The organism is Gilliamella sp. B3892, from assembly GCF_026536305.1.
Classification (GTDB): Bacteria; Pseudomonadota; Gammaproteobacteria; order Enterobacterales; family Orbaceae; genus Gilliamella.
In genome coordinates, this window is the sequence record NZ_JAFNOK010000011.1 from 78,528 (window position 1) to 97,861 (window position 19,334).

19 protein-coding genes are annotated in these 19,334 nt (G+C 35.5%); 2 read left to right on the plus strand and 17 right to left on the minus strand.

What is annotated here, in order from left to right; genetic code table 11:
- The first annotated feature begins 40 nt into the window (after positions 1–40).
- Both J3U74_RS10505 and J3U74_RS10510 read left to right on the plus strand, forming a co-directional pair.
- Positions 41–5,032: a DNA repair ATPase gene (locus tag J3U74_RS10505; protein ID WP_267328538.1), complete on the plus strand. Its 4,992-nt coding sequence runs from the start codon at positions 41–43 to the stop codon at positions 5,030–5,032.
- Positions 5,033–6,120: 1,088 nt separating this feature from the next.
- Entirely contained in the window at positions 6,121–6,663 is a 543-nt protein-coding gene (locus tag J3U74_RS10510; RefSeq protein ID WP_267328964.1) for a serine O-acetyltransferase, read from the plus strand.
- A 3-nt stretch (positions 6,664–6,666) separates the two neighbouring features.
- On the opposite strand, the gene J3U74_RS10515 is transcribed toward J3U74_RS10510, so the two are convergent.
- The 17 genes from J3U74_RS10515 to J3U74_RS10590 all read right to left on the minus strand — a co-directional run bounded on the left by J3U74_RS10515 (position 6,667) and on the right by J3U74_RS10590 (position 19,219).
- Positions 6,667–7,275 carry a tail fiber assembly protein gene (locus J3U74_RS10515; protein WP_267328965.1) on the minus strand — a complete coding sequence of 203 codons (609 nt, stop codon included), beginning with the start codon at positions 7,273–7,275 and terminating at the stop codon, positions 6,667–6,669.
- A gap of 11 nt (positions 7,276–7,286) precedes the next feature.
- Complete coding sequence (locus tag J3U74_RS10520) at positions 7,287–8,645, minus strand: tail fiber protein (protein ID WP_267328966.1); 1,359 nt, start codon at positions 8,643–8,645, stop codon at positions 7,287–7,289.
- Positions 8,642–9,298 carry a DUF2612 domain-containing protein gene (locus tag J3U74_RS10525; RefSeq protein WP_267328967.1) on the minus strand — a complete coding sequence of 219 codons (657 nt, stop codon included), beginning with the start codon at positions 9,296–9,298 and terminating at the stop codon, positions 8,642–8,644. Before J3U74_RS10525 ends, J3U74_RS10520 begins: the two co-directional genes overlap by 4 nt.
- On the minus strand, positions 9,291–10,409 hold the full coding sequence (locus J3U74_RS10530; protein WP_267328968.1) for a baseplate J/gp47 family protein: 1,119 nt from the start codon (positions 10,407–10,409) through the stop codon (positions 9,291–9,293). Before J3U74_RS10530 ends, J3U74_RS10525 begins: the two co-directional genes overlap by 8 nt.
- The gene (locus J3U74_RS10535) at positions 10,390–10,755 is read right to left on the minus strand and encodes a hypothetical protein (protein WP_267328969.1); all 366 of its coding nucleotides are present in this window, start codon (positions 10,753–10,755) and stop codon (positions 10,390–10,392) included. The genes J3U74_RS10530 and J3U74_RS10535 overlap by 20 nt, the downstream gene beginning before the upstream one ends.
- A complete protein-coding gene (locus J3U74_RS10540; RefSeq protein WP_267328970.1) occupies positions 10,752–11,402 on the minus strand; it encodes a Gp138 family membrane-puncturing spike protein in 651 nt (216 codons plus the stop codon). The genes J3U74_RS10535 and J3U74_RS10540 overlap by 4 nt, the downstream gene beginning before the upstream one ends.
- 177 nt (positions 11,403–11,579) lie before the next feature.
- On the minus strand, positions 11,580–12,404 hold the full coding sequence (locus J3U74_RS10545; protein ID WP_267328971.1) for a phage protein: 825 nt from the start codon (positions 12,402–12,404) through the stop codon (positions 11,580–11,582).
- On the minus strand, positions 12,373–12,714 hold the full coding sequence (locus tag J3U74_RS10550) for a phage baseplate plug family protein (protein ID WP_267328972.1): 342 nt from the start codon (positions 12,712–12,714) through the stop codon (positions 12,373–12,375). Before J3U74_RS10550 ends, J3U74_RS10545 begins: the two co-directional genes overlap by 32 nt.
- 1 nt (position 12,715) lies before the next feature.
- On the minus strand, positions 12,716–13,429 hold the full coding sequence (locus J3U74_RS10555) for a phage baseplate protein (RefSeq protein ID WP_267328973.1): 714 nt from the start codon (positions 13,427–13,429) through the stop codon (positions 12,716–12,718).
- Positions 13,429–15,204 (minus strand): phage tail protein, encoded by a 1,776-nt coding sequence (locus J3U74_RS10560; protein WP_267328974.1) that lies wholly within the window; start codon positions 15,202–15,204, stop codon positions 13,429–13,431. The genes J3U74_RS10555 and J3U74_RS10560 overlap by 1 nt, the downstream gene beginning before the upstream one ends.
- Complete coding sequence (locus J3U74_RS10565; protein ID WP_176713955.1) at positions 15,204–15,341, minus strand: hypothetical protein; 138 nt, start codon at positions 15,339–15,341, stop codon at positions 15,204–15,206. The genes J3U74_RS10560 and J3U74_RS10565 overlap by 1 nt, the downstream gene beginning before the upstream one ends.
- Before the next feature lie 8 nt (positions 15,342–15,349).
- The gene (locus J3U74_RS10570) at positions 15,350–15,766 is read right to left on the minus strand and encodes a phage tail assembly chaperone (protein ID WP_065734421.1); all 417 of its coding nucleotides are present in this window, start codon (positions 15,764–15,766) and stop codon (positions 15,350–15,352) included.
- The gene (locus tag J3U74_RS10575) at positions 15,766–16,197 is read right to left on the minus strand and encodes a phage protein (RefSeq protein WP_065734423.1); all 432 of its coding nucleotides are present in this window, start codon (positions 16,195–16,197) and stop codon (positions 15,766–15,768) included. Before J3U74_RS10575 ends, J3U74_RS10570 begins: the two co-directional genes overlap by 1 nt.
- Positions 16,198–16,205: 8 nt before the next feature.
- Complete coding sequence (locus J3U74_RS10580) at positions 16,206–17,717, minus strand: DUF3383 domain-containing protein (RefSeq protein WP_267328975.1); 1,512 nt, start codon at positions 17,715–17,717, stop codon at positions 16,206–16,208.
- A 2-nt stretch (positions 17,718–17,719) separates the two neighbouring features.
- A complete protein-coding gene (locus tag J3U74_RS10585; protein WP_267328976.1) occupies positions 17,720–18,397 on the minus strand; it encodes an LIC_12616 family protein in 678 nt (225 codons plus the stop codon).
- A 111-nt stretch (positions 18,398–18,508) separates the two neighbouring features.
- Positions 18,509–18,793, minus strand: a complete 285-nt coding sequence (locus J3U74_RS12575) for a terminase small subunit (RefSeq protein WP_416379767.1) — start codon at positions 18,791–18,793, stop codon at positions 18,509–18,511.
- Between the two features lie 270 nt (positions 18,794–19,063).
- Positions 19,064–19,219 (minus strand): hypothetical protein, encoded by a 156-nt coding sequence (locus J3U74_RS10590; RefSeq protein ID WP_267328977.1) that lies wholly within the window; start codon positions 19,217–19,219, stop codon positions 19,064–19,066.
- Positions 19,220–19,334: the final 115 nt, after the last annotated feature.

Below are 19,334 nucleotides of genomic sequence, written 5' to 3' on the forward strand. Positions count from 1 at the left end.
AAAACAGTAGCCCTTCTACATAATGATCAATGAGTTTAAAATGGCAGAAATAGAACAAGATAACGAACAACAAACAACACTTGATAAAGCTGTTGCTGAAGGTGGTGCTTATGAAATCCTTCGAAAACGTCTCACCGCTTTAGGAATAGAGCTTAACCAAAAAACAGAAGCTTTAAATCAACAAAGGCTGTCCGAATTTGGTAAAAGTGATATGTCAATTATAGGACGAATTCGTATCCGAACGGAAAACAATTGTGTCGCACGAGACATTGTCCGTTTTGGTGATTGGTTACTATTTGGATATAACGTTTTTTTAGGCTTAAAAAAAGAAGCAAAAATTGAAGATGTCTTTTCACTTTATCAACTGGTTGAACGTGACGGTAATTATGAAGCCGATCCTGTAAATCTTTCCGGTACATTTTTAAATATTGATCGTTTTGTTCAAGACTTCAGTGAGTTATATACCTACTACAAAAATGCCCAATTGCTGCAACTGGTTGAACGTGACGGTAAATTACTGGCAAGCTTTCAAATTGGTGAACGATTAAGCGATATCCGTGTATTTCGTTGGTCAATATCAAGTGATAAGAAAACCATTAACTATATCGATAATCGTGGAGAACGTGATATAGCCCTTCCACCAGCTTATGATTTTGAATGGATTGAAACAACAAGAGAAAATATTGTTAATGGTCGATTTCCACACGTCAATATCTTAGATACTGTGTTTGTCGAAACCATTGGTGGAGATTTGACAATCAAATGTGAAAATAATACCAATGATGGGCTGGGTATTTATCGTGAAGATGTGTTAGATAAAAACCAATCGATAAATGATGCAAAAATTGAATATGCCAAAGTAGGTTCGCTGATACTTTTAAAAGTATTACCATACCGTGAAGAAAATTGGCGCTATTTGATTTATAACACCTTGACCCAAACAGCGCAACGAATTGATTTTATTGGTCAAGCTTGTATTCAACTACCGGAAGATCATGGTGTTATATTTCCTGGTGGATATTACTTGCAAAATGGTGAATATAAAACATTCGACCAATCAATGTCAGGAATGCGTTTTAGACGGATTAGACGTTCCCCAAATGGCGAAGATGTATTATATATTTTTTATGACCCGTATACTGGTCGCCTGGCATTATTCAACTACAATATGATTGAACGAAAACTGGATAATCCTATTTTAGGTCATGGTTATGCAGTTTTTGAAGACGGAAGAATGGTTGTTTTTGAAGGTGAAAATGATGAACCAACTCGAGTCCATCCAATGCAAATTTGGCAAACGCCTTTTTATAGCGATGAATTTGCCGCTCAGCAACCAACAAACAATAGCTTTTTAGGTAAAATCGGAAACGCTGAACTTGTTCGTGGTATTTCAGATCTTTACTTTATTTCACGTGAAATTGATAACCAATCTATTTCTTCACAGCTCTATAGTAAATTAAGTGAAGACACAAAACGATTATTCGATAGTTATTTTTGGTTAAATGATGAAGTAAATCTTTCATTTTCACCAATATTACGCAATATCACCCAAACCAGTGAATTAGTACTGGATGAATATGAAAAAGTCGAAAGCATACGCCGCCAGTCCGAAAGTGCGATGCGTGAAGCAATCACAAATCAACAAGATTTATTATCAAAGTTATACCCTGATAGCTGGCAAGAAACACAAGAGTTTGTCGATGCTTTAAATGCAATAAAAATGCAATTAGGCAGCCTTGTTACTTTACGAAGTTATCGTTATATCGATTTAAATCAGATCGATATAATGGAAAATGAACTTAAAGAGCGACAATCAGTTGTTTCATTAGCGACAGCAAACTTTCTCGATAGTGATAAAGCATTAGAACCTTATGCCTTAAAAATAGAAGAAATCGAGAAAGCTCTTGATAAAGCCGATACCGTTGCCAAGTTGATTGAACCAATAGCAATAGCCGATCAAATGTCTAATGATCTTGATATGCTTTCGCAATTAATGGCGACATTAAAATTTGATGATGTCACATTACAAACAAGAATTATTGAAGCTATTGCTGAAGTTTATGCAAAACTCAATCAAACAAAAGCCAAAATCAACCAAAAACGAAAAAACCTATCAAGTACAGAAATGGTTGCTCAATTTGGCGCACAATTCAAACTTTTTGGACAAAGTGTTGCCAGTGCTTTAAGTTTAGCTACCACGCCAGAAAAATGTGACGATGAATTATCAAGGCTTTTAGTACAACTTGAAGAGCTTGAAAATCAATTCAGTGAAAGTGAAGAGTTCCTTAATGATATTCTGGCTAAACGGGAAGAAATATTAGAATCATTTGAAACCCATAAACAATCACTACTTGAAGATAGAACAAGACGAACGGAAGCATTACTTACGGCTGCCAATCGAATTTTAGATAGTATACCAAGAAGAACGGCTAAATTTTCTGATCAAAATGAGTTAAATGCTTTTTTTGTTGCCGACGCTTTAGCTTTAAAAATTCGTGAAATTGTCGAAAAATTAAGAGCACTTTTTGATAATGTCAAAGCGGATGATATTGAATCTCGTTTCCAAAGTGCCAGAGATCAATCAATACGAGCCTTACGAGATAAATCAGAAATATTTGAATCTGGCGGAAATGTAATCAAACTGGGGCCAAGACATAAGTTTAGTGTCAACACCCAAGAACTTGATTTAACCATTGTACCAAAAGAAGATCATCTTTATTTGCAATTAACGGGTACTGATTATCAGGAAAGAATTAATCACCCTAAATTAGAAAGTTATAAACCTTTCTGGTCAATTTCATTAGAATCCGAATCGCCTAGTGTTTACCGTGGTGAATATTTAGCATATTCAATAATTAATTCAGCGCTTAAAAAAGAGCATGATTTAAGTTATGACAATTTAAAAAATCAATTAAACCAACCTGAAGTATTAGCTAAAACAGTAAGAGATTATGCGTCAATGCGATATCGTGAGGGCTATGAAAAAGGGATTCACGATCACGATGCATTAAAAATATTAGTCAAACTGATCCCGCTAGGTGAAGCGGCCGGTCTATTACGCTATAACCCTTTAGCCCGAAGCTTAGCTATTCTTTTTTGGTATCATAATCAAAAGAGTGATATTGCCAAATTATGGCCAGAGCGAGCCAAAACTTGTAAAGATATACAGGCGTTATTTGGTCATGATGAAGGTATAAGAAATCTTCAAACAGAGATGTCTTTTGAATTAACCCAATTTTTAGAAAAATATCCTATTCAACATGAACAGTATCATGTAAAACAAGCAACTGAATATTTAAGCTATATATTAGCCGAAACACCACAAGAATTTACGTTAAGTAAATATGGCCACTATCTATTTGAAGGTTTAAAAGCCCGCCTCGAGGAATCTCATATGTGGGGTGATTTTAACCAATCACAAAGCAATCTTCAAAAACGACTTGCCGATCGCTGGATTCTAATCGAAAGTTGGTTTAAAGGTCTTTGTACCCTACCCCAATATCAAAAACTATCAGACTATATTGCTGAAGCTTTAGTATTGTGTATGTTAGATAAAGAAAGTAGCATTACGCTGGGAATTAGCGAGCTTGAGCTTGATATTTCCGTCAACGATTTACTTGGCGATCATCCAAGTATAATTCAGGGAGTGTTGAATATTAATCTTGATGATTTCTTTAGTCGCATGCGTAAACAGTCCAGAATTATTATTCCGGAGTTTCAGCATTATCAAAGTCTTCGTCAGGAAGTACTCGATGAACAACGTGATCTTCTACATCTGGAGGAATTTAAGGCTAAACCATTAAGTTCGTTTGTGCGAAACAAACTCATTAATCAAGTTTACTTACCTATCATTGGTGATAACTTAGCTAAACAAATGGGAACGGTTGGTGAAACTAGACGTACCGATTTAATGGGGTTATTACTGCTTATATCTCCACCGGGTTATGGTAAAACGACATTAATGGAATATGTTGCTAATCGTCTTGGATTAATCTTTATGAAGATTAACGGACCGGCTTTAGGCCATAGTGTGTTATCTTTCGATCCAAATCAAGCACCGAATGCAACTGCCAAACAAGAGTTAGTAAAACTTAATCTAGCACTTGAAATGGGAAATAACGTCATGCTTTATATTGATGATATACAGCACACCAATCCGGAATTCTTACAAAAATTCATCTCCCTTTGTGATGGTTCACGCCGAATAGAAGGTGTTTGGAAAGAAAAAACTAAGACCTATGATCTCCGAGGTAAAAAATTCTGCGTTATTATGTCAGGTAACCCGTATACTGAATCAGGAGAAGTATTCAAAATACCAGATATGTTGGCTAACCGTGCAGATATTTATAATTTAGGTGAAGTTCTTGGTGGTATGGATGAAGTTTTTGCTTCAAGTTATATTGAAAACTGCTTAACTTCAAATCCAATTCTAGCACCACTTGCGTTACGTGACTTAAATGATCTTTATCAACTCATTGACCATGCACAAGGCAAGCCACTTAATAGCAATGAATTAAGTTATGCTTACAGCCAAGCAGAAATCAGTGAAATTGTTGCAGTACTTAGTCACCTATTGAAAATTAGAGAAGTGGTATTCAAAGTTAACCAACAATACATTGTTAGTGCTGCTCAATCAGATAAATACCGTACAGAACCACCTTTCAAACTTCAAGGTAGTTATCGAAACATGAATAAACTTGCTGAGAAGGTTTCTTCTGTTATGAATGATGATGAACTTAATCAAATCATCAACGATCACTATTTAGGTGAAGCTCAACTATTAACTAATGGTGCTGAAGAAAATCTTCTTAAACTCGCTGAAATTCGTGGCGTATTAACTGATACACAAACTAAACGTTGGCAACAAATCAAAGCTGATTTTATACGCAATAAAACACTAGGTGGTGATGAAAGTGATACCGGAAACCAAATTGTTACGCAATTGGCTGACTTAGTGCAAAGTGTACAGGCTTTGCAGTTATCATCAAATAAAAAACCGAAAAAAGAGAAAAGAAATACAAAAGGTAAATAGCGAAATTTAATTATATTTTATTGTTAATAAAAAAGGCGGAAATAGACTTCCGCTTTTTTATTATTTAGGAAAAAAGGTAATTAAAATAGGTTAAATCCACATTAATGATAAAAATCCGTATAATAAATAGGCAAAAATATAACAACCTATTGGTGTGATTATCAATAAAATACCTAATCTTCGCATAATTTTGGTTTTAGCGAAGCATAAAATTATTATACCAATTACGAAAACTAATAAATAAACCCACCAAAAGATAAATAGTGACAATAAAAAAAAACCTACTCCATTTAAATAAATCATTTAATTAACTCCATTAATTATTGTTTTTCAAAATTATAACACTAATTAATTTTTATAAACCATACACGTAAATCTTGATTCAATTATGTCATAACTATCATAATAGAAATCAATACAGCAGATAACGAATATAAAATAGAAAATGGGGGGCTACCTTTAGATATGGTCACAATTTGTGCTTCAAAAAATTTAGATAAAAATAATCAAGGCTTAAATTCTTAGAAGTAAATCATTAATCCTATTGAATTTTAATGCCCTATAGGATTCGAAATAAAAATATATCCCTATGATTTATGATTATTTATAAATAATATATCGAGAAAAATACCGTTAAAGTATATTAAAAATAATATTTAAAGATAGATTTTATATACGTCGATTATTCTTACACTTTTCTCGATCCACTTCCCAACTTTTCACTTCAGTTATCGCACAATTATTAGTTTATGATGAATAAAACTAATTAATTTTTCATAATATGATTACAATAAACTATACAAAAATAATGTACATACTTACCGATCCTAATAACGATTCAATTTATGATTGCGAAAATGATTCATATATGATTTTTTCTGTCTCTCGATATACACAAAGATTGGTGATGCTTTTATCACAACGATGAATTAAACAAAGTTGATATTTTGGATTCGTATCCAGATGCGGTTGAGTATGTGAAGTTGAAGATTAATGGCTTTTAGTTAATATATATCATATGTTAAACTAATATTGTTATATTAGTTTAGATTAGTTTTATGAAATACATACATATCATTAGATTTTTAATGAATCACGATTTAACTCACTTGAAAGAGTGCTGGTTAATAGAATTAACAGGTGGTAGAAAACCCTCCATTTATCGAGTATTAAAATCATATTTAAAAACTCGTTCTCTACAAAAATATATCTTATTTTGGTGGCGATTAGCTAATGAAATGTATATGCATGGTAATGATGACCAACGACAAGTTGCAAAAAAAATACAGCAAAATTTAATACTAAAATTTCATATTGAAATTATGTTTGGTGCGAGAATAGGGAAAAGCCCTTTTTTTACTCACCCATATTCTATTACTATAAATGATAATGTAACAATTGGTGATAGATGTACAATTCTGCAAAACGTTACAATTGGGTTAGCGTGTAAACCTATCGATATAGTTATTGGAAACGATGTACATATTGGTGCAAATTCCGTTATCTTAGGCGGTAAAATAAATATAGGAAACAATGTAAAAATCGGAGCAATGTCATTTATTAATAAAGATATTCCAGATAATTGCACTGTTTATACAAAAAAAACTAATACAATAATCCGGAATAATTGATTGTTACGCCGGTTTTTTCGGCCAATTAATATTGGGGACTTTATTAACATCTAGCTGATTTAATTCAAAACGATATTTTTTCCATTTTTTCAATATTTCAACTTGTTGTTCTGTAGCTATTTCTGCGTCAACAGCATCTTGAAAATTGCTAATTTCATTATTAACTTCTTTAAGTAATTGTGATTGTTGTAATTGTGCTACTGCAATGTCATGTTGATGTTGTTTTTCTTTATCCAACACCCATTTTTTGCCGTCCCAGCTATCAAATTCGCTTGACGGTGTTAATAATGTAAAACCATCAGGGATATCACCAATTGTTGTCGCTATCGATTCTACGCCATTTTCTATTGAGTATATCACTTTACCTCGATGATCAACTGGGTATGTCCACTTATCGCCCTGACGCACAATTGCGCACCGGTCATCAACGTCGCTAGGCGCATCTAAATATGCGTTAGCTGGTAAACCAACGCCGACGGGAAAATATTGATACGTAGCCGATAAATATTCGCCAGTGTTCGCATCAACATTATAAATGACTAACCAACCCGCTGACGTTGTTAATCCTTCACTATCTAAAATGGCAGTTTGAGGTTGTAATATATATTTCATTTTTATCTCCGTTATTCTGCTTTTACTATGTAGTTAAATGCAATATTGCGTGGTCGCGTTTCGTAACCGACAAGCCCATCCGCATTCAAATTAAACCAACTTGTGACGCCTTTTGGGTTTGTGATACTACCGTTTGTCCCATCATTTGTATAAAACAGTGGATTGTCATTATCATTACTTGTTGCGCCAATCCAACTGCCGCCCTCACCAGTACATCCAAACGGGGCTACTCGTTGCCGATTTTCAGTATTTAAATTTGAAAAATTTTCACCCCAACCACCAACATGCCTGTGAGCAGCAACTTGATGATTTTGCCAAGTTAATAGCCCTCGATAACGATCAATCCCCCTCGAATCATCCCAGCCGCGGATAAATTCACCACGTAAATCCGGCAAATAGCCACTCGGGTAAGCAAATGCTAGCTTGGGGCATCTTTTTTTATCGAATGGGGAACCGTTACAATTAAACCAGCCTTCCGGAGGAACCGGTAATGACCAAGGTAATGGAACACCGACCGGCAAAATAAAATTGCCATTCGCAGTAGTTATTTGCTCAATCCACGACATCCAAATGTTTGGCATGTCTCTATAGGTTCTTACAAATTGCCTTCCCGAATAATAATCCGTGTACGTTTGAATGCAACCATTAGCCCCGTCACCACCTGTTTGTGTAACGATTAACGCACCAGCCGAATCGATTGGGTATCCATTTTCAATGGTTGCTAGCTCATTTGCAGGCTGAAAATAAACACCATGTTGCAAGCCTTTAATATTGTTTAGGTGTGTATTGTTGAGGTGCCCACGGAAGGGATATGCCTCACCATCGACTAGAACGCGTTTGTTTTTAATAAACAACTCACCGTTCATGTTGTCGCCTGATCGCTGCACCGCGCCATTTGCAATTTTATTAGCTGTAATAGCCAAATCATTCGCTTTTTTAACTGCAAAAGGGGTAGCTGCATCTGCTTCAGATGTGCTGTTTGTTGATGAGTTGAGTTGAACAATGCCTTTTTGGTGAGTATTAGCAATTGGTATTTCTGCTTGCGTCTTTTTCCATTTAGTTGTGCTTGTTGTAGGTATTGAATTTTCGTTTTCAACTATTGCAGTATATAACACGCCGTTGTATTTAATAATTGCGTTTACTGGATAAGTGACTTTCTCACTCCATTCTGGAACACCTTGTTGCAATAGATACAGCATGTTTTTATCTATGCGGTTAAATGCGCCATTCATCCACTCCATGGGCGGTTTAGATGCGGTTTGATCGATAGTAATTCCCCATCCCCTGCCAACGTCCGGAAATTCGGCATTTTCACCTTTTTTTGCTGAATCAGCGAAAATTAAATAATCTGGTTTATTCTGTACTTTCATTGAATAGTTCCTATTTCTTGTAGTCGAACAAATTTACCTAAGTTAAATCCTTGTGATTGGTTATCATGATCAAATCCGAATGGCTCATTGTTAATTAACACAACATATTGATACATAACACCTACTGGGCGAGCTAAAATATCCATTTTGCTAATTGCATATAATGTTAGTGAGCTTAATTGATCACTGTTAACCAATATGTTCATTGTCATGTTTTGTGAATCAACCACATTACCATACTGACCAATAACAAATTTGATCGATTTAACAATGCTTGATATCTCACCAGTTTGATAGTTCTTTGAAATTCGTGCTTTAATAAAAAAACGAAAATCACTATCGTTCAAAACAACCGATGTGCGTAAAGAGTCGCCATATCTATAAAATTCACCAACATTGAATGAAAGCGCAATATCGTCTTCTAACCAACCAAAATACTCTTTGGCAATAGCCGTTGGTAAAACACGAAATACACCAACATGGCGACCCACTAAATCCAATGCGTAACCTGTTGCATCGTCAATATTGAGAATATCCGCCACTTGAATAATGTTTCTAAATGTTTGGTCGGTTTCTTCGTAGATAGCTTTAATAGTGCCTAAAGCCTTTGGCTTTGATCTATACTGCCAAATAATGAATTTTTCCCTACTCAATTAGCACCTCAACATTGTTTATCTGTGCATATTCTCGATGATCGATATTTGCTATATTTGAGCCATTAACCGTGAGTTCTTTAATATAAAACCCGTCAACTAGATTAATGCTTGAGATAATGCGTGATGAATAAACATTTTCGCCGATGTCAAAATCAAGATTTTTAAGGTTGCTTTTGATTTGCTCAGTATTGATATCGTTAAATGATTTATAACGACCAATTACCATTGAGACGTTGATATCGACCTTTTTTGGTCTATCGAAATAAACTCTACGCGGTATACCATCTAATAAATAAGAGGATTCAATTTGGCCATATAACCCACATCCACCAATTTTCTTTTTAGTAATAACTTCCGCTATTTTTTCATCAGCTCCACCTAAAATAACAGCGTTAAATGAGTGAGCAGGCACACCTTTTTCATCGGTTTTATTCGTATAATTTTCATATACAACGCATTTAGTCACACCTGTTATATTCATTAATGAAGACTGTATACCTTGCCGATCATCGTAGTTATTAATTGAGTGCGATAACATAAACCTTTTTAATAATTGATCATCCGTTTCTTCATCAACGCCACCATAACTTTTAGTATTCGCAGTGACTTTATCTACGCCTATGATTATTGTACTTGGCGTGAACTCGTCCATTGCATTAACAGTGTAATTACCGAGTTCTAACGACCTGAATTTGACGCGAGCGCTACCTAAATTGTTCAATGTTATTGATTCTGTCGTAACCCATTTATTTTTGTTTTTATCTATGTAAATAGAATTATTTGGTATTGTCGTTTTTGCTGAGCCCGTGAAAATTACTTCATCAATATAAGAATATGACGCAGTAATTCGGGTTATTCCTGCGTACATTGCTCGCTGTTCCAGCCAATGCCCAGTTGCTTGGTACGGGTCTAACATTTGCACCATAAAAGAAACAGCTTGATGTATGTTTGCAAGCTCTTGTGAAAATAACCCTAATAATTGACCGTCAGGCGTATCGCTATCGAGATTGACGTCATCACCGTATATCGATTTAAATGCGGAAACTAATCGATTTTGAATAGTGTATAAGTCATCAATTTCGATACCTTTATCTGTTATCTGTAACATTAAATGATGCCTCGTTAGTTTTATTGAATTTATCGGTGTATGTGATTTGAATTAGAAATTTGCGGTTATCGGTATCTAATAAAATGTCGAAACTATCGATATTTACAACTCCATCAACTTTAAAAACTTCTGTTCTTACATCAATTTCTAATTGTTTTGTGTTAGGATTTTTAGTTAGATAATCAAACCATGCGATGCCGTCCTCACGATTTAAAAACCAGTCTCTTTTTAGTGCTAATAATTTGGTTTTCACGCATTGCGCTATCGCATCAGAACAATCTAAATAGTTACCCAGACCATGACCAAAAGTCCAATCGTGATTGTTATCTAAACCTCTGACTATCATGTCGGTGCTCCTGTTTTTTCATTGCCGCTTTTTACATCTGTGTGCGTATGCGTATTCAAATCAATACCTTTATTGGTTTTAACATCCTGAGCCGTTATCGTGCCAGAGCTATTTGTATTACCATCTGTTTGATTGTAGCTTCCGATTTGATTCATATTGCCCTCATGCTCAATGTTCCCTTTTATATAGATTGTTCCATTTGTAAGCCTTATATGTGTCGATCCGTCGTCAGTTTGCATCGAAAGGCCATCATGATAAAAATCAGGTATTTTATTTGGCACACTATTGCAACCGACAATAAAAAAACCGTCGCTTAAGTCATTAATTCGGTTATCCAATGGTTTAGATACATTACCCGATGCAAACCAACCATCTATGCAACGACTCGAAAAGATAACAAGCCCCTCATCACCCGCTGTTATAGGTACCGTAATGCAAAATCCGCCTGCATGAGGAAACTGCGCAGGAACATCAACCAGAGGAGGGATTGAAACTTCTTGTCCATTTGCTAGTACTCTATTAATCATTGGTTGACATTGAACTGTATGACCGTCAAATGAAATAACCTTTGCAGGCAAAGCAGTATATATATTTGATTGAGCGCGTTTTATTTGATTTTCAATCGCTTCAAATAGTGAATCTGTCATCTTTTCCCCGAGCAATAAAAACCCGCCAAAGCGGGTTAAGATCAATGTTAAGCATTGATATAAGATTAATTTATTGATAAATGATATCTTTAAGTGCGATGTGTTTTTATATTTTTGATTAATGTTTTATTAACCAAATTGTTATAATTGTGATCAACTTTGGATTGATGATTCGTTTTATACTTTCTCAAACTTTCCGGCCGTACAAACTAATTTACTGTGCCAGTTCGTACCGTATAAATCGCCGTTATGTTCAATCGATTTTACTTTATAATCGCCGTTATACTCAGTAAGCCTTGATTCAACGCAAACAAGCGAACCTATTCTATAATGAGGATTGCATAGCGTTGTAACTTCTAATCCTTCATTGCTTTTTTTGGGGCTTCCAATCATTCCTGTATTTCTAGAAATAACCCAGCCCTCGTTATTAGCAAGGGCTTTATTTTTAGGAATAACAACTAGCTGATCATCTTGTATAGACCAGTCCGCATTATTGTTAATAGCGATTTTATGCATTGCTTCGCGCGTATCGCACATGAGCACTTTACCGCGAGGCAAAGCTCTATCATTGGGTAAATTAATAGCTCCCTTCTGAACACCAAAACTACTTACTGCTTCGTTTAGAAAGTCGCTATCTTTTTGCCCTTTTTGCATCGTTTTAATAATGGTTTTTTCGTTATAGGCTCGATGTCCATCACCACAACGCATTGTTGTGATGATATCCTGCCCCGTCAGTTTATTTTCTACCGTCAATATATCGCCACAAAATATTAATCTTAAAACATCTTCTTTATAGCAGACTGATAACTCTAAAAAATGATATTGCTTGCCAGTGATAAGGTTGCGGTTTGAATCATTGAGATTGTAAACTGATATTTCTGCAGTATTTGGCTCTGAAGATAGTGTTTTTTTGATAGAAAAGGTAACTCTAAGATTATTAATAACAATGCTTTCTTTACGATTACCTATTTTAAGCTCTAAAACCCTGCCGAATTGCCGCACGATATTCTTCCTTAGTCATTATTAATAGTTGCATACGATTGTTTAGATCATCTTTAGATATCGCATTAATACCCAATCCCGATTTATCATCTAATACCAGCACAAAAGGTAAATTAAACTCAATCATAGATGGACTACCGACAGATAACCCTTTATTTTTCGTTATATATTCATCATTATCAATATCAAACAAATCAAATTGATAACCGGTTAATATTGCGTTATATCTCAGCGTTAAACGTAAATTCTTACCATAGAGTGTAAATGATTGCTCTAATACATCATCTGTTGTTGTTAGTATTATAAACATATCAACCCCTTTTCTTACTAAGAACCGATTCTTTTTTTTCGGCTTCTTTTGGTTGAGTTTTCCCGAGATTTCTTGTTTTTGGTTTTAGCACATTCAAACCGCTAGCCGTCTGAGTATCTACAATAAAAATTTCACAAAACGTTAATACAAATTCCCCGCTTGTGTTTTGATTTTGAGTAAGTCCGACCGAGGTCAAAATCATGTTTTTATACTGCCGTGAGTTAGTCTGTAGCGTTACAGGTTCACCACTTCGCTGTATTGCTAATAGTTTTTCGTAAGCATCAGCGATACGGTCGGATGATAAACCGTTTAAAAGTGGAGACTGATAATCGGGTAGAAAATCAGCTATAACTTGGTTTACAGCTTTCGCACCGGTTCTAAAGTGTGATGCAAATCGATTAACCATATTCTTCGCCTGTGCCGTTATTGTATTTATTGGCATCGGCAACGGGTAATCAGAAAAATTAAATTCCAACAAATTATCGAATAAAAATGTATTAGTTTCGTACCCGACAACTAAACCGGATACCGTTACTTCTTTAGGGTCTAATACCGCATGGTCTGCAATATTAGCCCCGTTTTCAATCGGGTTTTCAGTTATCCTTAGCTTTGATGCGTGTTGTTCAACGGTATTAATATCTAGACTAAATATCATGCTGTCGGTTATTATCAAACCGTTGTCTTTTGATGATTTATTTAATATAGATTGAAACATTAGTTAGACCCCAAAGCTGTTTGTGTGTTATCTGCTACATTGCGTATGGCGTTATTAGAAATACTATTCAAGCTATCAAAACCCTCTTGTGGAGTCGTGACGTTCATTGTGTTATTTATAGTTACTGCATTGTTATTACTTATTTTTTTTCTTGGTGTGAGGCGTCCTGCTTTCGCAATATCAGTAACATCCTTCGCTAAAATTACTTGTTTTGACGTAACTTCTAACTCGTTATCATCGTCACCACCTATCCCTAACCACGATAATGCGCCTTTTATTTTGCTTTTAATTGAATTAATAAATCCATAAAATTTATCCTTTATCCACTTCATCGCATTTTTGAACGGCGCTGTAATTGACTTATGAATTTCTAAAAATTTTTTAGCAAATTTTTGTGTAGTTTCGTTCGTATCATCCATCCATGAGTCAAACAACCCTTTAACAAAATCCCACGCGGCCTTAAATGGCCAAGTAATAAAATCCCATATTGCCCCTAACGTTTTACCTATCTTATCAGTTGTCGATGTTGTATCATCTTCCCAGATGTCAAATAAATCATTTACTAATTTCCAAGCCGCTTCGAATGGCGCAGTAACAAAGTTTATGATAGCCTCAAATATTTCTCCAATTGCGTTAACAACATCACCGGCATCAATGCCAAGCCAATCCATTATCGCGCAGATAGCCTGATACGCCATACGAAACGGGAAAGTAAGCACATCAATAATAAAATTGAAAATTTTACCAATTCTATCAACCGTTTTACTTGCTTCACCTTCGGACATGCCAAAAAACATTAGTATGTTTTGGAGTGCGGTTGACAATAACGACTTTATACCCGATATTAGCGATTTAAAACCGCCTACTATTGAATCAAACAAGCCTTCTGATAATGATTTTATTTTTTTTGTATCGCCAGACCATAACGCTTTGAGGAATTCCCAAAATGTTTTTGCAAATTCCCACGCCGCTTTTGCTCCGTCAATAAATGGTTGCCAGTATTTACCGAATAGGCTTTTACCGCCATTCATATAGACAATAAGATCATCAATTAACAGCATTAACGCAGTTAATAAGCCTAAAATAATACCAATAGGACTAAATAATAACGCTCGATTGAGAACCGCCCATGCTATACCTAATGCAATTAGTGCATTTTCCCAACCTAATGTCCCAGATACAATTTTGTCAATAAATTCGATAAAATTAGAAACAACCTGAATTGCCATTCCAACAAATTTAACTACTTTTGTGATTCCATTGGCAATCAAGTCCTTATTAACTGTTAACCAGCTTCTAAATCCAGCAATTAAATTAGTCAGTGCGGGCGCGACATTTAGCGCAATCTTAGTTTTGATACTATCAAGCGCCACACCTGTTTTGCTCATTTCTCGTTTATAAAGTTCAGCTTGTTGAAGCTCATTTTGCGATATTTTGAACAGCGTATCTTTTTTTGTAGCTAACTCTTTAGCTTTGTCGATTGCATTATGAAAAGCACCGATTAATTTTTTTCCATACAACCCTGCGGTATCCGCCAACGCAACTGAAACCAATTTTAATGAATCTAATTTCGACCCAGTTTTATTTACCGCATTACCTGTCTCCGATGTTGATTTATTAGTCTCTCGAATTGCTTTGTTTGCATCTTTTTGTATGCTATTTGCCGCATCAGAAAGCCGATTAGCGCCTGATTGCAAATTATTAACCACTTTTGCAATATCGCCAGATTTTGAGGCGTCAACGCCAATTTTTATTAAAAATTCTTCTAAAACCATTATTGCGCCTCCTGCTGTTGCTTTTCTGCTAATTTAGTTTCTGCTATCACATTATGCATATCGATAACATCATCGAGTGAATAAACTGTTCTGAGTTCGTGGAGTGTGGCGTATTTGTTTACGATAACACCCCACACAAACCAATCTACATCGCTTTCTTGGCTATCTCCTCCAAGCTGAGCGTACTTAGATTGGATAATATACCATTTGGTAAAAAACCCAAAAAATGCAATTTTAAACCCTCAACTATCACTTGATAGTAATGGCTTCGATGTGTATTGAAAAATTCACCTGCTTCTTGCGGCTTTTGAAACAGTACTTTTTTACCGTTTTCATCTATCGCAGTAACATAATCAAGAATGAATTTTTCTATTTCAGCAAATTGGTCAGAACCGATATTGGAGGCAAGTTGTCCGATATCAAAACCTGATTTATTCCCTTCAAATGAAAAACAGCCCTGAAGTAGAGCTGTTAATTTTTTTAGATATTTATTTGATTTAAAAAAATCTGCTTGCGTGAATGTGTAAACCACATCATCAATAGTAAAATCTGTGCTTTGCATTATAAACCGCCTTTAATGTCAAATTCTGCTTTAGTTGCTTTAAATGTCCATGTTACGCCGTTGTGTGCTGTGCCACGTGCGTGCGTTGGTGGTGTTGTAAACCAGCAACCAGTAAGTAAAAACTCATCGCCATTACGTAAATCTTTGTATGTAATTAATTTACCCGTCGCCGTTGTCGAATTGTTAATTTGAGCATTGCGCAATTGATTTAATTTTTGATTAGTTTCAGAATGCTGTAACGTTTTGATTGTTACTGTTGCACCACGATTGCAAGAGTGAACAAATACCCCCTTGCCATTAACGCCATACGTAATATCGCCATCATCGCCAATTGGCGCAATACTGATAGCGTCCTGCGCATTCTCGTAGCCAGTAATTTCTGTGCCGTCGATAGTCAAAACGGCATCTTCTAAAGAAAATGATTTAGTCATGTAAACCTCTATCGATTAAATTGAACAATGATATCGACGCTGTGACCCGCACCAGCTAATTTAAGTGCGCAGTTAATTGGCATCATCTTGCGGGCTTCGCGATCTGCTGTATCTTGCATATCGAATGAATCAGAATGGAAGTAATAGCCATTGATTTGGTCACCATATGATAGTTCGCCTAAGTCACCCAATGTCCATTTACCCAGCCCCAAGAAGCCATTATTAATAAACTGCTCACCGATAACTTTGATAGAACTAATTAAAATTTGCTGACCACGATCGGTTTGAGGGATTTTTGTAGGTTGCCCTTGTAGTGTATTAAATGCTTGAACCTGAACTGCATTAATAAAAGCATCCAAGCCTATAGTCTCATCAATAAACGTACCACCAAGCATAACACCCTCAGCAAGCATATTTACACCCGCATAATCGGTATAATAATTGATACCAATACGGCGGCATTTTGTGGCTTCGTTGATTGTGATTTTATCATCAGAGGTAACACTAACTTCCTGCTTAAACTTAACTGTTTTCGCTGTATTAATGCCTGTCCAAACAGTGGTTAATGCAATTCCTATTAATTCAGCCGCGGCATGTGTATTACCTTTGTTGTTATACTGCACCATTAAGCGACCGCTATTGCGTTTGGATAGTGTTTTTAAGATGTTGGTATCGGTATACTCGATATTGCTTGGTCGGGTTTCGGTATAAGCTAATACTTTCGCATTTTCAACACCTTGAGCAACAACCCAGTCATGCACCTCTAATAATTCAGCATCCGTGATTGTATTAGCAAAATAGACTCCATACCAGTTTTGGTATTGATTTTGTAATTTACTCAGCGCTTCGGCGGGTGTTTCCTTGTTATAAGTGATTGCATCTTCACCGTTAATTAACGTGCCTCTACCGTCAATTAAATTAGTTAACTGACCAATATAACTGCCATCTAATTGCGAATCGAACACATAACCGAAATTGGCACCTTTACCCTCTGTATTAGATGACAAAATAAAACGACTTCCGACCAAATCGTAAATAAATTTAACACCAATATCAGCTAGTTTTGCATTAACGACATTTGCTACATCTTGCATACTTGAAACAGTAGAGAAATCAAGCTCTTTAACATCGATTTTTGCATCACCAAAATAAAATGACAGATAACCATCTGTGATATTTTTAAACTGAATATATGAAACAGTTAACGCGGAACCATTTATTTTCGAACTAATTGCTGATGTCGTTAAATCATCTTTTATATATTTAGCAATTAACGCGGTTTTTGGTTTTGGTCGTGCTGAAAATAACGCAGATGCCGCACGATACACATCTGAATTAGTGCCGAACAATGATGCTACAGAGTTAGAATCTGTTACAACAATGTATCGTGTATCTGGATTAGTAAACTCTTCGCACATTTCGTGAGTGAAAATAGCAACAACGCTTAAATCACGTTTTTGTGCTCCACGAGGTGATTGTTGCAGAGTGACATCTACAACTTGACTGATTGGTAAACTCATTATTACCCCTTCTCTAAATTAAATTTTACTGTATCGCCACGATTTAATGGAGACTTGACGATTGGATTAATTGAAAATATAAGATCGACTTGCGCACGCTGTTCTTTACCGCCAGAAATCGCAGTTGGTAGGCTACGAATTTTCGAGCACCTTAGATAACCCATGCTTAACCGCTTTAACCGTTGCCAAACTACGGTAAATCGCATTGATTCAGTGAGTTGGCATAACATATCGTAAGCATTTTTACCATAGGCATTGACTGAAATTGTGACCTCGCATAATGTTGATGCGATTTCTACTTCGTCAGCACCTTTGAATTTAATTTCAGTACCGATATCCGATTGGGATACATTTAAGACTGTGATGAATTTATCTAGTTTTGAAACATCCTGCATATTATTAGCATCAAATACCAATGATTCAGGTAACTTCAAAACCTCCGCTATGATGCGCCTGACTTCCGTCATATCGAGTCGCGAGACAGTCGTAACAATTTTTTTTTGAAGTTCACTGGTTTTAGCTTTTGATTTCTCATCTTCTTTACCTTGAACTTCCTCAAATTGTTTTGTGAGTTCATCAACCATTTTATTGATTTCCTCTTTTGACAACTCCCCCTCGGCATCATTTAGACGTTTACGAAACGAATCTATCAATGCGAGTAATTTATTTTTTTTAGGCATTAAATTTGCTCCTATTTTGTTTTACTATCGTTTAATCTACAATCCGAGCCAGCCCTACCAACAGCAACGATTGCAATTTAGATAACTGGATTTGTGTTGTTTTCATAGTATTTACTCGAGTGTGACTAACTTTAACCTCGTTGGTTTTGGTGACATAGTGCCGTCAGATGATTGGTGATCGATTTCTTGTTTTTCGCTATAGCGATGATTAGATAGCATTAGCTTTGTGATAGGGACGTTGAAATGATCAGTTAAACCTTTATTTACCAACAAACATTCTTGTAGTGATTGAATAGCCTCTAACGTGTCCTTAAATTCTTCATTTAATTTTCTGTATTCGTATACTCTCGATCTAGCCTTGCCAAGATAGCTAGCCAAGCCAGCAATACTTGGCACAACTTCTTCAACATCATTGAAGCCCCAAGCAAATCTTCCTTAGCCTTGACTAAACAATCGGCTAACTCACTTGTGCAATTTATTTTTTCTTTTCGCCTTTTGTCATATGTTCCCTTCAGAAATAAAAAAGCCACACTAGGTGGCTATTGATTAAATATGCAATTATTTTTTATAACTGCTCGTGAATTTTTAGGGTTAATACAATAGAAGTGAATAGTTGTTCAAATAACAATTACATTTATTATTAACATTTCTGTATGGGATTGTTTTTTATTCAACCAAAATGTCTCTAATTTGCTCGAAGTGTTGCTTTATAGCATCATTAGACAGCCCTAAAGGAAAAGCCACCGTTTTAACTCTTCCATGAAGATTAAACTCAGACCCAACTTGTTTCAACATTTCTTTAAAAGATTCACTATAATCCATTACCAATCCTTTTTATTGCCCTTTTATCTAAATTACACTTCTCAATGACATTTAATAAATGCTCGTTATATCGTAAGCTATCACCAAAAGTCATGGGATTAGGTGGTAAATTTGG

Coding starts and splice junctions, on each gene's coding strand:
- J3U74_RS10570 (WP_065734421.1), bottom strand. CDS start 15,766: ATGCAAAGCACAGATTTTACTATTGATGATGTGGTTTACACATTCACG.
- J3U74_RS10560 (WP_267328974.1), bottom strand. CDS start 15,204: ATGGTTTTAGAAGAATTTTTAATAAAAATTGGCGTTGACGCCTCAAAA.
- J3U74_RS10505 (WP_267328538.1), top strand. CDS start 41: ATGGCAGAAATAGAACAAGATAACGAACAACAAACAACACTTGATAAA.
- J3U74_RS10585 (WP_267328976.1), bottom strand. CDS start 18,397: ATGCCTAAAAAAAATAAATTACTCGCATTGATAGATTCGTTTCGTAAA.
- J3U74_RS10550 (WP_267328972.1), bottom strand. CDS start 12,714: ATGTTTATAATACTAACAACAACAGATGATGTATTAGAGCAATCATTT.
- J3U74_RS10520 (WP_267328966.1), bottom strand. CDS start 8,645: ATGAAAGTACAGAATAAACCAGATTATTTAATTTTCGCTGATTCAGCA.
- J3U74_RS10575 (WP_065734423.1), bottom strand. CDS start 16,197: ATGACTAAATCATTTTCTTTAGAAGATGCCGTTTTGACTATCGACGGC.
- J3U74_RS10535 (WP_267328969.1), bottom strand. CDS start 10,755: ATGATAGTCAGAGGTTTAGATAACAATCACGATTGGACTTTTGGTCAT.
- J3U74_RS10555 (WP_267328973.1), bottom strand. CDS start 13,429: ATGTTTCAATCTATATTAAATAAATCATCAAAAGACAACGGTTTGATA.
- J3U74_RS10580 (WP_267328975.1), bottom strand. CDS start 17,717: ATGAGTTTACCAATCAGTCAAGTTGTAGATGTCACTCTGCAACAATCA.
- J3U74_RS10510 (WP_267328964.1), top strand. CDS start 6,121: ATGAATCACGATTTAACTCACTTGAAAGAGTGCTGGTTAATAGAATTA.
- J3U74_RS10530 (WP_267328968.1), bottom strand. CDS start 10,409: ATGTTACAGATAACAGATAAAGGTATCGAAATTGATGACTTATACACT.
- J3U74_RS10515 (WP_267328965.1), bottom strand. CDS start 7,275: ATGAAATATATATTACAACCTCAAACTGCCATTTTAGATAGTGAAGGA.
- J3U74_RS10540 (WP_267328970.1), bottom strand. CDS start 11,402: ATGACAGATTCACTATTTGAAGCGATTGAAAATCAAATAAAACGCGCT.
- J3U74_RS10590 (WP_267328977.1), bottom strand. CDS start 19,219: ATGGATTATAGTGAATCTTTTAAAGAAATGTTGAAACAAGTTGGGTCT.